13 protein-coding genes and 1 tRNA gene are annotated in these 15,098 nt (G+C 62.4%); 2 read left to right on the top strand and 12 right to left on the bottom strand.

Features of this window, described 5'->3' with window-relative positions; translation table 11 throughout:
* Positions 1–58: 58 nt before the first annotated feature.
* The 6 genes from AC22G6_RS05755 to AC22G6_RS05730 all read right to left on the bottom strand — a co-directional run bounded on the left by AC22G6_RS05755 (position 59) and on the right by AC22G6_RS05730 (position 6,838).
* The gene (locus AC22G6_RS05755; protein ID WP_487365979.1) at positions 59–613 is read right to left on the bottom strand and encodes a flavodoxin; all 555 of its coding nucleotides are present in this window, start codon (positions 611–613) and stop codon (positions 59–61) included.
* A gap of 51 nt (positions 614–664) precedes the next feature.
* The gene (locus AC22G6_RS05750) at positions 665–2,008 is read right to left on the bottom strand and encodes a (Fe-S)-binding protein (protein WP_487365978.1); all 1,344 of its coding nucleotides are present in this window, start codon (positions 2,006–2,008) and stop codon (positions 665–667) included.
* A gap of 123 nt (positions 2,009–2,131) precedes the next feature.
* Entirely contained in the window at positions 2,132–3,334 is a 1,203-nt protein-coding gene (locus AC22G6_RS05745; protein ID WP_487365977.1) for an ABC transporter permease, read from the bottom strand.
* Positions 3,334–4,068 (bottom strand): ABC transporter ATP-binding protein, encoded by a 735-nt coding sequence (locus tag AC22G6_RS05740; RefSeq protein WP_487365976.1) that lies wholly within the window; start codon positions 4,066–4,068, stop codon positions 3,334–3,336. Before AC22G6_RS05740 ends, AC22G6_RS05745 begins: the two co-directional genes overlap by 1 nt.
* Positions 4,065–5,366 carry an efflux RND transporter periplasmic adaptor subunit gene (locus tag AC22G6_RS05735; RefSeq protein ID WP_487365975.1) on the bottom strand — a complete coding sequence of 434 codons (1,302 nt, stop codon included), beginning with the start codon at positions 5,364–5,366 and terminating at the stop codon, positions 4,065–4,067. Before AC22G6_RS05735 ends, AC22G6_RS05740 begins: the two co-directional genes overlap by 4 nt.
* A complete protein-coding gene (locus tag AC22G6_RS05730; protein ID WP_487365974.1) occupies positions 5,363–6,838 on the bottom strand; it encodes an efflux transporter outer membrane subunit in 1,476 nt (491 codons plus the stop codon). Before AC22G6_RS05730 ends, AC22G6_RS05735 begins: the two co-directional genes overlap by 4 nt.
* Before the next feature lie 295 nt (positions 6,839–7,133).
* Between AC22G6_RS05730 and AC22G6_RS05725 the strand changes: the two genes are divergently transcribed.
* Positions 7,134–7,218: transfer RNA gene (locus AC22G6_RS05725), tRNA-Leu, on the top strand.
* Positions 7,219–7,304: 86 nt separating this feature from the next.
* Positions 7,305–7,475: a hypothetical protein gene (locus tag AC22G6_RS05720; RefSeq protein WP_487365973.1), complete on the top strand. Its 171-nt coding sequence runs from the start codon at positions 7,305–7,307 to the stop codon at positions 7,473–7,475.
* Here AC22G6_RS05720 and AC22G6_RS05715 read toward each other — a convergent pair.
* The 6 genes from AC22G6_RS05715 to AC22G6_RS05690 form a co-directional block, all read right to left on the bottom strand.
* Positions 7,472–8,821 (bottom strand): hypothetical protein, encoded by a 1,350-nt coding sequence (locus tag AC22G6_RS05715; RefSeq protein ID WP_487365972.1) that lies wholly within the window; start codon positions 8,819–8,821, stop codon positions 7,472–7,474. The genes AC22G6_RS05720 and AC22G6_RS05715 overlap by 4 nt on opposite strands.
* Complete coding sequence (locus AC22G6_RS05710; RefSeq protein ID WP_487365971.1) at positions 8,818–9,390, bottom strand: hypothetical protein; 573 nt, start codon at positions 9,388–9,390, stop codon at positions 8,818–8,820. The genes AC22G6_RS05715 and AC22G6_RS05710 overlap by 4 nt, the downstream gene beginning before the upstream one ends.
* 92 nt (positions 9,391–9,482) lie before the next feature.
* Positions 9,483–9,989 (bottom strand): YbjN domain-containing protein, encoded by a 507-nt coding sequence (locus AC22G6_RS05705; RefSeq protein WP_487365970.1) that lies wholly within the window; start codon positions 9,987–9,989, stop codon positions 9,483–9,485.
* Positions 9,989–12,745 (bottom strand): AAA family ATPase, encoded by a 2,757-nt coding sequence (locus AC22G6_RS05700; RefSeq protein WP_487365969.1) that lies wholly within the window; start codon positions 12,743–12,745, stop codon positions 9,989–9,991. Before AC22G6_RS05700 ends, AC22G6_RS05705 begins: the two co-directional genes overlap by 1 nt.
* Before the next feature lie 440 nt (positions 12,746–13,185).
* On the bottom strand, positions 13,186–14,118 hold the full coding sequence (locus tag AC22G6_RS05695; protein WP_487365968.1) for an MBL fold metallo-hydrolase: 933 nt from the start codon (positions 14,116–14,118) through the stop codon (positions 13,186–13,188).
* Between the two features lie 320 nt (positions 14,119–14,438).
* On the bottom strand, positions 14,439–14,912 hold the full coding sequence (locus AC22G6_RS05690) for a hypothetical protein (RefSeq protein WP_487365967.1): 474 nt from the start codon (positions 14,910–14,912) through the stop codon (positions 14,439–14,441).
* Positions 14,913–15,098 lie beyond the last annotated feature (186 nt).

Raw genomic sequence — 15,098 nt, 5'->3', positions numbered from 1 at the left:
CGCGGCATTGTGCCGACAGACATGCGCATGTCACAAGTAAACCGGCTTTTGGGCACCCCTACACAGACATGCCCACCTTCTCCAGCAGCAGCGGCTTGACCGTTTCCAGCCAGATATCGATGCGCTCGTCGGTATGCATGCCTTGCGTGCGGGCGTCGATGACGAGGCCGACGAAGCGCCCGTCGACGATGGCGGCGGAGTGGTCGAAGGTATAGCCGTCGGTGGGCCAGCTACCGATGATCTCGGCGCCGAAGCCCTTGAACACTTCGTACAGGCGCAGCAGGGAACTCGCAAAGCGGTCCGAGTAACGCTCCTGCGCACCGAGGCCGAACAGCGCGACACGCTTGCCGGAGAAGTCCGCCGACTCGAACTGCGCCAGAAACTCTTCCCAGTTCGGCTCCAGACAGCCTGCACTGCGTCCCGGGATCTCGCCGATGCCATAGCTCGGCGTGCCGAGGATCAGCGCGTCGTACTGCAGCATGTCGGCGAGCCCGATGCGATTCACATTGAGCGGTTTTGCCGCGATGTCATCGCCCAGCTTCTTGTGAATCTTCTTGGCGATCAAGCGCGTGGTGCCGGTTTCGGTGCCGAAGAATATGCCGATCCTGTTCATCGTGTTCCTGCCGTCAATGTCAAAGGAAATGTAGCCAGCGGTGTGTTCGCCTCAGGCCAGCGCGTCACGCATCAGCTGTGCCACGTGGGCGGGGCGCCGCGCCACACCCTCCACAATCTGGTGGCGGCAGGAGAAGCCGTTTGCCAGCAGCGGCGCATCGGGTGCCGCACGCAAGGCGGGGAGCAGATCGGCCTCCGCCATCTGCATCGAGATGTCGGCGTGCTCGGCATCGAGACCAAAGCTGCCGGCCATGCCGCAGCAGCTGGCCTCGACAAACTCGAACTCGAAGTCGGGAATCAGACGCAGCACCTTGCGCAGCGACTTCATCGCACCAACCGCCTTCTGGTGACAGTGGCCGTGGACGAGGGTCTTCCCGCCGCCGATGGGCTTGAGTGCGAGCGTGAGACGCTTGCGGTCATGCTCGCGGGCGATGAACTCCTCGAACAGGTACACCTGCTTCGCCAGCGCTTCGGCCTCCGGACCGAGACCGAGCTTGAGGTGATCGTCGCGCAGCGACAGGATGCACGACGGCTCAAGTCCGACGACCGGCGTGCCATCGGCGAGCGCCGGGCGCAGTGCGGCCTGCATGCGCAGGGCTTCGCGGCGGGCAGCATCGATCTGACCCAGCGACAGCCAGGTGCGACCGCAGCACAGCGCGCGGCCCGGCTCCGGGTCGTCGGCCGCGGGCCCGAGCACTTTCACGTCGTAACCGGCACGCGTGAGGACGGCATGGGCAGCCTCGGCGATATCGGGGTCGAAATGGCGGGCAAAGGTATCGACGAACAGGTAGACGCTGCGATCGCTCACCGCTGCCGGCTCAGGCGCAGCTGTTGCAGCGTAGGGACGGACAACCGGTTCGGGCAGGGTGCGCTGCGCGGAGATGCCGAAGCTGCGCTCGAGCTGACGTGCCAGCAGCGGCACCCGGTTGCGCAGGCGCACAAGCGCGCGCAGCAGGCGAGGGTGGCTCAGCCAGCGCGGCAGGTCGGCAAACAGGCGGTCGCGCGGCGAGATGCCGTTGATGGCGTTGCGCTGCGCCTGCCATTCGATCTTGATCGCCGCCATGTCGACCTGATTGGCGCACTCGCGCTTGCACCCCTTGCAGCCGACACACAGGTCCATGGCCTCGACCAGACGCGGGTCGGTGAAGGGTGCCGGGCCGTATTCACCATTGAGCGCCGCCTTCAGCGCCAGCACCCGCCCGCCGGGAGAGTACCCGGCGTCGTCCGTGACCCTGAAACTGGGGCACATCACCCCCTTGGGCTTGCGCTGGCACAGGCGGTCGCTGATGCACACCGCCACCGCCTTGGCAAAGTCGCCACCGGTGGCCGGGATGCCTGCATAGGCGTCGCCCTGGCCTGCGGTCTCGTAGGACGACCAGTCGAGCTGATGTTTCATTTGCTTCCTCCGCAGAAGGAGAAAGCAATTCCGATACCATGCCGCAAACGCTCAACAACCGCATGAAACCGGCCTGATCAGGCCCGCGCCATGGCGCGAACCCGACAAACCGACACGCCAGGCTCACTCGTGTCGCAATGCTTCGATCGGATCGAGCTGTGCCGCCCGACGTGCCGGAAAGTAGCCGAACACCACACCGATCGCCGCCGAGAACAGGAAGGACAGCAGGTTGATGGAGGGGTCGAAAAGGTAGTCGATGTTCATGACGCCGGACAAGGCAATGGAGGCCGCCGCCGCGAGAATGATGCCGATCACGCCCCCGAGGCTGGAGAGCACCACCGCCTCGATCAGGAACTGCAGCAGCACTTCGCGTTCGAGCGCGCCGATGGCGAGGCGGATGCCGATCTCGCGGGTACGCTCGGTGACCGACACCAGCATGATGTTCATGATGCCGATGCCGCCCACCAGCAGACTCACCGCCGCCACCGCCCCCAGCAGCATGGTGAGGATGCGGGTGGTACCGGTGAGGGTTTCGGCAAGCTGCCGGGTGTCCATCACACGAAAGTCGTCATCCTCGTTTTCGTTGATGTTGCGGCGTTCGCGCAGCAGCTGTTCGAGCTGGGTCTTGATCGCGTCGACCGCATTCGTGGTGCTGGCGGAGACCATCAGCATGTTGATGTCCTGGCTGCCGCTCAGGCGGCGCTGTACCGTGCGCAGCGGCATCACCACGGTGTCGTCCTGGTCCGAGCCCATCGCCGACTGGCCCTTGGATTTGAGCAGGCCGATCACCTCGCAGGCGAACTGAGCGATGCGGATCTCCGCGCCCACCGGATTCTGTGCGCCAAAGAGATTCTCGCGCACCGTGCTGCCGATCACGCACACGGCCTTGCCGGCGCGCTCTTCCGCTTCGGTAAAGCCCCGCCCGGCGACGAGCTCCCAGCCCGACGCACTGAAGTAATCGTTGCTGCTGCCGGTCACCATGGTCGACCAGTTCCGCGCCTGATAGACCGCGGTCGCCGAGCTGTTTGCCACCGGCGCCACGGCTGCGGCGTCGGTGATCTGGTTGCGTACCGCCTCGACGTCGGCGGTCTTGAACTTGGCCGCCTCATCGCTGCCCGGTCCGAAGCGCTGCCCCGGGCGCACCATGAGCAGATTGCTGCCCATGCTGGCAATCTGATCGGCTACCGAGCGCGTCGCGCCATTGCCCAGCGTCACCATGGTGATGACCGCCGCCACCCCGATCACCACCCCGAGAATGGTCAGGAAGGAGCGCATCAGGTTGCGGCGGATCGCCCGCATCGCCAGCAGTAAGGTATTCCACAGCATCAGGCGAAGGCCTCCTGCAGATGATCGCTGTCGACCCGGCCATCGACGAAGCGCACCACGCGTTTCGCATAGGCGGCCATGTCGGGTTCGTGGGTGACCATCAGCACGGTGATGCCGTGCTCGCGATTGAGGCCTGCGATCAGTTCCATGATCTCCTGGCTGTTGTGTGTGTCAAGGTTGCCGGTTGGCTCATCGGCGAGCAGGACCTTGGGCGCGGTGACGATGGCGCGGGCGATGGCAACGCGCTGCTGCTGACCACCGGACAGCTCGTTTGGCGCATGGTCCTCCCAGCCATCGAGCCCCACCTGCTTCAATGCCGCACGCGCGGCGGCATGGCGTTTGGCAGCCGGCTCGCCGCGGTAAATCAGCGGCAACTCGACGTTCTCAAGCGCGGTGGTGCGCGACAGCAGGTTGAAGCCCTGGAACACGAAACCCAGAAAATGCCGCCGCAGCAGCGCACGCTGGTCGCGCGTCATGCGCTCCACGTGCACACCCTGAAACTCGTAACTGCCTTCCGTCGGCGAATCGAGACAGCCAAGAATGTTCATCGCGGTCGACTTGCCCGAACCGCTCGGCCCCATCACCGCGACAAAGTCACCCTCATCGATGTCGAGATCGATCCCTTTCAGCGCCTGGAAGGCTGCAGCGCCGCGCCCGTAGGTTCGGGTGATGCCGGCAAGACGGATCAGCGGGTTCGTGCTGCGGGTGTCTGTGCACATGGTCTCGGCGCTCATTTCGCCGCGCTCACGGTTTCGGTGATCACCTGCATACCGGCCTGGAGCTCGCCACCGGTGATTTCGGTGAAGCGCCCGTTGGTCACGCCTGTGCTCACCTCGACCGGCGCCGGATGGCCGTCGCGCAACACCCACACCTGCTGACTGCCCTCCTTCAGCACCACCTGCTGCTTCGGCGGACCGCCCGGTGGGCGCGGCATCAGCGAAGACAGGATGCCGCCCCGCGACTTCCCGCCAGCCTGCGCCACCGGCGGCGTGAACCGCAGCGCGGCGTTCGGCACCAGCAGCACGTCATCGCGGGTGATGGTGGTGATCTCGGCGGTCGCGGTCATGCCCGGTCGCAGGCTGAGATCGTCGTTGCTCACCTGCAGCACTGCAGGATAGGAGATCACGCCATCGGAATCGGTCGCATTGAAGCCAACCCGCGTAATCGCGGCGGCAAAACGCCGTCCCGGCCAGGCATCCACCGAGAACGTCGCCTTCAGCCCGGCCTTCACCTGGCCGACATCCGCTTCATCGACGTCCACGCTCAACTCCATCCGCGCCAGATCCTCGGCCAGCGTAAACAGCGTGACCGCCTGCAGCGATGCCGCCACCGTCTGACCGGGATCGACGTCGCGCGCCAGCACCACGCCATTGATCGGGGAGCGGATCGTGCCCTTGCCGAGGTTGGTGAGGTCGGTCTGCAGACTGGCCTTGGCTTCGGCAATGCTGGCATGCGCACTGGCGACATTGGATTCGGCCCGCTTCAGATCGGCCTCGGCGACCTCCATTTCGATCCTGGAGGGCACCTTTCCGCCCGAGAGCCGCGACACTTCGCGGTAGCGGTCGAGTTTGGCCGCCGCCTCCGTCCGCGTCGCCTGTGCCTGCGCCAGGCTGGCCTCGGTCACGGCCAGGGCCGCACGCGACTTGGCGACGCTGTCTTCAAGCTTGGACAGATCGAGCCGGGCCAGCACCTGGCCCTTCTTCACCCGGTCGTCGTCGTCCACCAGCACCTCTGCAATCGTGCCCGACAGTTCGCTGCCCACGCTCACCTGATTGGTCGGCTCAAGATTGCCTGTGGCCGAGACCGTCACTACCAGTCCGCCGTTTGCCGCCGCCTGGGTGCGGAACTGCGGCAGGCCGGCGTCGTTGCTGGCGCCGAACATGAACCACGCAAACACCAGCGCCACTGCCACAAGGAGCGCAATCAGCCAGCGCTTCCCGCGCCCCAGGCCACCGCCACCGGCGCTGCCGGCCAGAATTGCGTTGAGATCGGGCGTCTGCCCATTGCCGGCCTTGCCGGATACGTCGTTCATGATGCGGTCCTGGTGTCTTGTGCGGAGTCCGTCGGCGACCAGCCGCCACCGACGGCCTTGTAGAGCTGAATCTGGGCGCTGGCGAGCTCCCCGGTGCTGCTGGCGAGCTGGTCTTCGAGGCTGAGCAGGGTGCGCTGGCTGTCGAGCACATTGAGGAAGTCGGTCAGGCCCGAGGCATAGCGGTGTTCGGCGATCTGCAGCGCCTCGCGTGCCGAGGCCGTGGCCTGTATCAGCTGGGTATGGCGTTCGCCGGCGTTCGCCACTGAAACGAGTGCGTTCTCGACATCTTCGAGCGCCGTCAGGACTGCCGCCTGGTAGGCCAGCCGGGCCTGCTCGAGCAGCGCATCCTGAATCTCAATATTGGCTTCGATGCTCCCGGAATCGAAGATCGGTGCCGAAATACCCGCCAGCAGCGAGCGCGTCACCGAACCCGTACTGCCGAGTGCATCCAGACTGAGCGCACTCAGGCCGAGCGAGCCCGACAGGCTGAAGCTCGGGTAGCGTGCCGCTTCGGCTTCGCCCAGGCGCGCGGTCTGTGCAGCCAGCCTGCGTTCGGCCGCACGTACATCCGGACGCTGACGCAGGGTGTCAGCCGGGATGCCCACCGCCATCGATACCACGGTCTGCGGAATGTCGGCCTCGGACAGCCGCGAGACCAGCTCACCCGGCGAGCGCCCGAGCAGCACCGCCAGCCGGTTCTGCGCCTCCGTCACTGCAGTGCGCAGCGCCGGCAGATTGGCGCGAGCGCTTTCCAGTTCGGTGCGCGCCTGCGCCGCGTCAAGATCGGACACCAGCCCGGCCTGTCGCCGCCAGCGGGTCAGATCGAAAGTCTCGCCGCGCGCCGCCACACTGGCCTCGGCAACCGCGAGCCGGCGCTCGCCGGTGCGCAGTTCGACGTAATTGAGCACCACTTCGGCCACCAGCGACACCCGCGTGTCACGCAGGCTCTCGGCACTGGCACCGAGATCGCCCTCTGCCGCCTCTGCCCCGCGCTTCAGGCCACCGAAGATGTCCGGCTCCCAGCTGGCGTCGAAATCCGCGCTGAAGAGATCGCTCGTGGTGCCGCTGCTGCTCTCGGAGCTCGTCCGCGACCGGCTCGCCGAACCCGACGCAGTCAGCGACGGCCCCAGCGCAGCGCCAGCCAGCGTGCGTCGCGCGCGCGCCTCGCGCAGTTGCGCACGTGCAGTCGCCAGATCGAGATTGGCCGCCAGCGCATCGGCGACCAGCCCGTCGAGGACCGGATCCTGGTACTGCCGCCACCATTCGGCCAGCACGGTTGCGTCCGGCGCCTCGACCTCACCGGTGGCAGACCAGTTCGCCGGAACGGCAGTCTGCGGCTGCTGATAGTCCGGCCCCACGGTCATGCACCCGGACAAGGTGAGCACGGCCGCCAGCGTCAGCGCAAAGCGAGTGGTGCGCGATGAAGAGGAAACAGTTTCAGGGATGGGCCGCAGCCCGGCAGAGGCAATCATGGACGTTCTCGCAATGTTCACCCTACGCTGCCCGCATCGCCAGAACGACGAAATGCAGCAGAAACGCGGGGTTTGACGCGAAAATATTACAGGTCGTATCCCCCGCGCATTGTGTTGGAATGTAGCGAATTTGTAGCGGCAGACCACCACCGCAACATGCCGTGCCGTTTTCTGCCCTGTATTGAACATTTCACTTGCCACACACCGGCAATTCTCGTCTATAATCCGCGCCCTTCAGCACCCTTGGCGCGTCATTGGCGCGCACTGCCTGATGAAAGTCGGCAGCGGAGCAGAAGCCCTGGTGGTGAAATTGGTAGACACGCTATCTTGAGGGGGTAGTGACGCAAGTCGTGCGAGTTCGAGTCTCGCCCAGGGCACCAACGGCAGCAAAAAGCAGTACGACTGAAGCCAGATCACCCGCACACGGGCATCTGGCTTTTTTCATTGCAACCATCCGGAGCAGCAGATGCGAGTACAAACGAATTCGTCCGACGTTGGCCGCTGCGGCTGTGGCCGTCGCGAATACTGCGACGGCAGCCACGGCCTGACCGAAGCACAGTGGCAGGCGCTGAAGGCCAAGGGGCGTGAAGCTGCCGGACAGCAGCCTGCCAGCGCCGAACCGAAGAAAGCCGGCTAAGCGAACTTTTCCTGCTTGTAATCAATCTCGTCGCGATCGTCCGCCGCTTTGGACATGAGTTCAAAGTTGATTCGCAGCAGCGGTATGTCCGTGTCGTCGGCCCGACAGGTATCCAGCACTTTCTCGAGCACCTTGCGCGTCTTGCTGATGCGCGGCGAGTAGTTCGACAGCTGGATGTTCTCGGCGAGGATTGAAAACAGCGTCTTGTTGTCGGTGCTCAGCCTGGCGTAGGCCTCGAGCGCCTTGTTGTAAAGGTCGGACTCGTTCTGCTCTGCGTGGTCGCCCGACAGCACATTTTCGGTCTTCTGCAGCCGATGGGAGAACGCGAGCTTGATGTGCTCCGGCCTCGGCAGGTTGTCGATGAGGTCGACCAGGAACAGCACCCCGCTGTTGAAGAACGAACGCTCACCCGACTTGCTGCGGGTTGCATTGGTCATCAGGAAATAGCCGGCCAGTAACACCTCGAAACTCAGCCCCTTGACGGGCTTCTGCGCCTCGTTGCGAAAATCGTCCAGCTCTGAAACATAGAGGCAGAAAGGCAACAGCGGGTGAATCCTGTCGCTCGACTCCGAGATGGAAAGCCCGATCTCCTGCAGGTCCAGTCGCTCGGTGATCTCCATCTTCGCGTCGCCGAGCCAGTTGAGATCGTCTCCATCGCCAAAGTGCCCCTGAAAGAAGCCCTTGCGGCACGACTCCAGCAGCAGGCTGCGCCGCCCCGGCTCATGCAACGAGACGTTCCAGGTCTCGTTCACCACCGAGTACTTGAAGGCCTGATCAATGGACGAGACGAGCTGGCTGATATGTGACTTGATGTCCGCGTGGATGTCGGTCAGCACATCGGTGATCCTGTTTCTGTTCTGGGCCAGCATGTCCTGAATGCAGGCGCGCCGATGGTCGTGATCGATAAAGTTGAGCACGCCGTACTTTCCCGCCGTTTCCTTGTGCAACAGCGCATAAAAGGCTTCTTCGAAGCGATTTGCCGCGGAAACGAGCTGATTTGCCGACTGCGTGATCTCATAGTAGTTGTCGATCAGCTGCTCGTGCAGGCCTTCGTAGTAGCTGTGCGTTTCCTGCGCCTGCTGCTTGGCTGCGATGTCCGTCGCTTTTGAAGCGATCGCGATCGCCACATACGCACCGGAGAAGGCAATGGGCAGGCCGAGGATCAGGTTCAGGGAATCGGAAATGCTCGACCAGCGCTCGACACTGAGAATGCCCGGCAGATCTGCACTGCTGCCGAGAAGCAGCGTGACCGCAACAAACAGTACGAACGCAATGATCAGGAAATAGAGAATCCCGAGCCTGAAATTGCGGAAATCCGTGTTCTTCGTGTTGGAAATGAAGTTCATGATGACTTGCTGCTGTTTCTACGCTTGATGTCGATCAGCAACTCAAGCTGCTGATCCGAATCCATTCTCGATATTTCGTGCTGGATATCCGATTTGTAGTCGATCAAGGGCAGACGACCTTCTTCAACCGCCGCGCGGACGACCGCATCATTGGAGTCGATCAGCCGGACCATCGAATGCACGACTCTCTTGATCTGCTTGATCGTGATGCTCGCGTCTTCCAGCGGCATGTCCAGAATCATCCGGATCTCGCCATCGCGATGGTCGTAATCGAAGAAGCAGAGCTTCTGCTCGAATGTCTTCCGGATCGCGACTTCAAAGAATGCGCGTCGATGTGCGGTGTTGATGCAGTTGTAGAGTTTGGGAACGATGACCTTGATCAGCTCCCCGTTCTCCTGCACCGTGAACAGAATGCCGATGTAATTGTCGCCATCCTTGTCCTTGTATTCCTTGGTCGGAAAGCCCGCGTACAGATAGCCCTCATTGGCATTGCCGCTTTCAACGGACAGCTTGTACTTCCAGCCAATTTCCTTGAAGAGTGCTTCAAGCTCCACGATTGTTGTAGCCACAGCTCAGAATTTCCCAGGTTCGTACAGTGCAAACAAATACAGCCCTGGCCTACGGCGCAGGGCTGACGCTTAATTCAGGCGATCAGAAAGGATCAGATGCCGGAATCGTTATCAAGCGCATGCAGTTGAGCCAACAGCTCCCGACGCTTGCGTTCCTTCTCATCCTCGCCACCGTCAGCCACGCCAAGAACGGCCTTCATTTCGGGGATCAGCGTTGCACTCTTGGCGATAACGCCCAGCATGCGCACAAACTGCTTCAGGGTCAGGTCTCCGTCTTCAATGGGGAGGGAGATTGACAGGTGGTGGTCGTGATCGTCCGGATCGTATTCCCACGCCCCGATCTTGCTGCTGTAGTTCGCATTCAGCATCCAGGCCAGCAGCTTTGCACGCTTCTCTTCGCTGGCTTCGGCCACGAGGTCGTCGAGATGCTTCACCGTGCGAATTTCCAGAAGTTCGCCCTCCTCGGTCAGAAGGATGATGACCATCACCGCATTCGGCTGCTCACCAAAGGAAGTGATGATGGATCTCTCATCCCTGACCTTGTAGTTGACTTCCATCTGGTCCAGATAGGATTCGATCTTGCTCAGGCTGATTGCCATCAGTGACGCTCCATTAGTTGATTCAAGCTACGTTCATCAAGAATTTCGTCGATCAGAACCTGTTCAGCCACCGCCACAATGCGTGACCAGTGCTGATTGACGAGACTGTCGGTCTGCTCGGTCGCGGCGCTGATCCATGCTGCGACCCTGCTCTCCAGCACACTCTGAAATGCGGGGGATCGCGTTTTCTCCTGCAGGGCCACGCTGTTCACGTTGTACAGCGCCTCATCCATGCCGAGCTCCCCGATCGCCAACCATGCGTACTGCATCACCTGTCTGAGATCGCCGGATGCGCCGCTGTCGAGCCCCTTCGCCCCGAACTGCTTCACCTGGGCCGCACGTCCTGCGAGCGCGACGCAGCTCATCCGGAACAGGAAATCGCGGGTGTAGTCGTGCTCCTGCTCGCTGTCGTAGGACACCATGCTGAGAAAGCTGGAACGTGCCACAACCGTGATCTGCTCGATGCGGCGCTCCGGGAGCAGGGTCCGCGAGACCACCGCGTGCGCGGCTTCGTGATAGGCCGTTTCTCGCAGGCGGTCGTGGCAGAAGGCCAGATCCAGGGTTTCGCCATATTTCTGCAGGTTGATCTGCTCGATCAGATGCGCTTCGGTCAGCATGGACAGGCCTTCACGCAGCGCGAGCAGAATCGATTCGCGCGTGATCTTCTCCAGATCCGCACCACTGAAACCGGGCGTCAGCATGATGATGCGGTCGATGTCGATGTCCGGACCGAACACCGGATTCTTCAGCATGCGTTCGATGAACCAGCGGCGTGCATCCTTGTCGAGGTTCGGCACTTCATGATGCAGGTCGATGCGGCCGGAACGCAGGATGGCCGGATCGATCAGCTCCTTGCGGTTGGTCGCCGCGATGATGAAGATGTCGCTGTCGCCGCTGCTGAAGCCGTCAATCTCGACCAGCATGCGGTTGACCAGCGCATCGGCAAGCGGCCCGCCCACGCCCCGGCGTGGCAGTGCATCCACCTCGTCGATGAAGATGATGGCGGGCGCATACTCCCGGGCGCGTGCGAAGAGCTTCTGAATGAACGCTTCATTGAGCAGGTCGTTACCCGAACAGGCCAGGAAGGGCAGACCGGCCTCATGCGCGAATGCCTTGGCCAGCATGGTCTTGCCGGTTCCAGGCACGCCGTACAGCAGCATCCCCTTCGGCGGCTTGATGCCTTGCGCGGCAAGCAGGGGGCGGTTCCTGACCAGATTGACGACTTCCTTCAGCCTGCGCTTGATCTGGTTGTGGCCGGCGATGTCGGCAAACGAGACGTCCGGCAGATCGAGCTGGATGCCCGACGCATCGGAGAAATCATCCTGTTTCGACAGCTTCTCGATTCTTGCCCGCGAATAGCTCAGGATCAGCCTGCTGCCGTCGATCTCGATGTCGTGATCAAAGTAGATTCTCTGGTGCTTGGTGGCGAGCTGATTCGGTACATGCTCGTAATCGAGCCCGGCAAGAAAGCTTGTGGCGGCCTCACCGAGTCTGAGTTCGACCGTTTCAACATCGACGTGCTGATGCAGGAGCAGGTAGTCGGTGACGGGATCGAACACATAGTCGCTCAAGCGCGACTTCAGTACGCGCGCATCGAACTCGGGGGCGAAGCCGAGTACGAGCAGCTTCACCAGCGTATTCAGGTCATCGCACTCGACGGCAAGACCCAGCTTCTGCTCGAAATCCTTGCGCTCCTTGTGCAACTGCTGCAGCGCGATTCTTGACAGGCCATCGAGCGAAAGCCTGTTGAACAGGATGATGCTGCCCTGGGCCAGACGCGACATCATTTCGGGCGGAATCGCTGCGACCTGGTTGCCGCCCTCGATCTTGGTCTCCTGGCGGATGACCTGGAGCAATGTCTCACGCGCCTGGTGCGGGTTCTTGCGGGTCTGGCCAAGGAAGCTGCGGTTACTGTAGTAGCGGCTTCCGAGGTTGGACGTGAACACGACGATGGTGTCGCGAAAATCGATGTCCTCGTCGCTGTATTCGTCTTTCAGAAAGCCTGCGGAGAGCATCCGCAGCAGCGTTGTCTGAACCCGCGTGTGTGATTTCTCGATCTCGTCGAAGACGATGATCGCCTTCGGGTGCTGCTTGACGAAGCGGGTCAGCTGCCCTTCACCGGCGCTTTCAAAGCCCTTGCGCAAACCGACCAGGGCAAAGCCTTCCTTGTCGGACGGAAACTGGGCCATGTCGAAGGCGCGCACCGCATAGCCCTGCAGCCCCTGTCCAAGCAGTTGGGCCATATAGGTCTTTCCGGTGGCGGGCGGGCCGAGAAACGAGAAGATCGCACGCGGACGATTCTCCCTTTCACGCCAGGCCATGCGCATCACCGCATCACTGACCGCCTCGACGGCATCGTCCTGATCGAAGATCTGCGTCCGCAACAAGGCCTGCAACTCGCTGACGCCAGCGATCACTGACTGGTACAGACCCTTGCGCTGTTCGAGGCTGAAATGGATTTCCGTGATCTGTGAGCTGGCATCCAGCCCGCGCGCCTTGAGCCCGGCGAGAAGGCGCATCACCTCATCGGAGTAGGACAGGCGCGGACGGCTTGCCACCTGCTGCAGAAGTTCAGGCGTGAAGCGCTCGGTCTTTTCATGCGTATCCGATACGTTCAAGGCATCAAGCAGCGCCCGGTATGCAGTGTCGTCGACCGCTTTGAGCGAACGGATCGCTTCGGCAAGGTGTGCAACGGAAATATGTGCCGCGTTCGACTCTCGTGCGATGTACTTCGCACCCAGCAATAGACGCCGCATGATGTACTTCCAGGCTCACGACCACGCTGGATGCAAGCGGCGCATCAAGGCAGTTTCATGGCATCCGTTATGAAGAAAATGGTGCTGTGGCCACTCCGGCCGACATGCACATCTGCCTCCCGAAGACGGGCAGAACATGCAAATCAGATCATCGGACTACTCTGCGATGGTGCTTGAATTCGGCCACAAGGCGGGCGAAGAATAGCAAGACGCGGCGGAGCACTCCATCACGAATTTATAGTTAATTGATTTAACTCAACAAATTCGATCAGAAACATTCTCACCAAGAGTCATTGAGCCCATAAAGTGTGCATTAATGCAGATTCGGAGCGAATTTCTCTGGAAAGCCGGCATACGGACAGGTCCCCGTTACGCGCCGATCCACCGGGGGCAGCAGAGCGCACGCGCGTCCGAACAGGTGCGTCAGCGCAAGCGGCGCCTCACTCGCCCGCCTCAAGCCGCAGGTAGGCACGGCTGACATTGCCCCGGTGCAACTCTGCAAAGTTCGCGAGATGCGCGAACTGAGGCGCATCGCCCAGGGCGGCAACCGCCTGGTCCACGCCGGCCATGTCGTCCGCAAATCGCCGCACGCCCGATGCCACAAACGCAAGGTAGTCACCGGTGTCGCGCTGGGCACCCGCGAGATCGGTGACGCTGCCGTGACCCGGCACGACATGCACTGGAGAAAGAGCCTTGATGGCCTTGAACGCGTCGAGCCAGGTGCTCACATTGCTTTGCGGCAGGACGCCGAGCAGGCGATCGACGTACACATGATCACCGGCAAAGACGACACGCTCGGCCGGCAGCCAGACCACCACATCGCCCGGAAAGTGCGCGTTGGCAAGATAGCGGATCTCCAGTCTGCGCCCGCCAAGTTCGAGCACGGCGCGGTCTTCCGCCAGTTCGCGACTGGCGTATGCCGGCTGCGTGCCCGTGAACCGCTCCTTGAGCAGCGTGGCAAGCGCGTCTGACTCGGCAATGGCATTGGCCTTCTGGGTTGCGACCGTTCGCGACAGCGCAATCACCTCGGCGCCGCGCGACGCAAAATAGCCGTTGCCCAGCCAGCGGTGGTCCTGACTGCCGGTGTTGATGACCCACTTCACCGCTTTGCCGGTCAGTCTGCGCGCCTCCGCATCGAGCAGCTTTGCGCCTTCGAACGAGGCGCCACTGTCGATGAGGACTGCGCCATCGGGCGTGTCGATGACCCCAAAATTCGCGTTCAGCGCATGATTTTCGTAGGTACGTCCGCCAATTTCACCAATCAGCGCAAATACCCCGCTGCCGAGCGCCTGCGACTTCAGGAGATCGGCGGCCGAGGCCGGCCCGGAAAGGACGAACAGCACCAGCAAACGCATTGCGAAGCGAAGAAACATGAACAGCCTCCAATCCTGGTCATCTGCAGCAACACGAACCGGGCACACGTGGTGCGCCCACGATGAGCACCCGATCAGCCCTTGTGGCCAACCATCATGATAAAGGGGTATTCCCGCTCCGCGTCGCCCGTGACGCACAATCTTGGCCCGGTCGGCATCCCGGATCGTGGCCCTGGGATCCAGCTGACTCGCGACCGGCAAGATCCTCGCGGGCAGTGGAAGGTGAGGTCGGATCCCCTGTGCCACATTTGGCGGATCACAGGACATGCCCCCAACTGTCAGGCTTGTCCGATCTCCCGCTTCAACGCAGCAATACCGGATCAGCGCCGTGAGATGCGGCGAAAGAGGGCATACGCGCCGCCACCCAGCGCGCACAGGGCCGGATAGATCAGGAGGTTCTCGGCAATCAGCGGGGCGTCGCTCCCCATCAATGACACTGCGCTCATGCACAGGCCAATCAGGGCCCCCACATACACGGCTGTGGCACCGCGCAGGAACCTGCGTACAAAGGTGCTGAGCGCCAGTCCCGCCAGGGCAGCGGCCAGGAGCAGCAGCAACATCGGCCTCACGCCCAGAAACAGCGCGATACCCGCACCAATGGCGAGTGGCACGAAGCGGATCGGGAGCCGGACCGTGTCATAGCCGGAAGAGGCCTCCCGCCCGAGCTGCTGGTCGGCATACCGGCGCGCCTCGCCCGCAGCACGCCCCATCGCTTCGTCCACACTCGACGGCGGTGCCGCGTGCATGCCCGAGTAGCCTTCGCGCTCGGCGCGTTGATGGTCTTCGATGCCCACGGTCTGATCCACGCATTACCTGACGGCAGATGAACCAAGCCTAGTTCGCAGCTACGGCCAATGCAAGCTCACCGGCGTACTGTGGCAGCGGGTTACGCGCACTGACGCGCGCCGGATGCAGCAGGCAGTTGCATGGCCGGCATTGCACCGGCCTGGCAGGCGCACACGAGCGCATTTTCCAGTTCT

The sequence above is a fragment of the Parazoarcus sp. PS-13 R2A genome (assembly GCF_057621855.1).
Note: the sequence above shows the minus strand (reverse complement) of the source record. Positions and strands in the feature narration are given on the sequence as shown.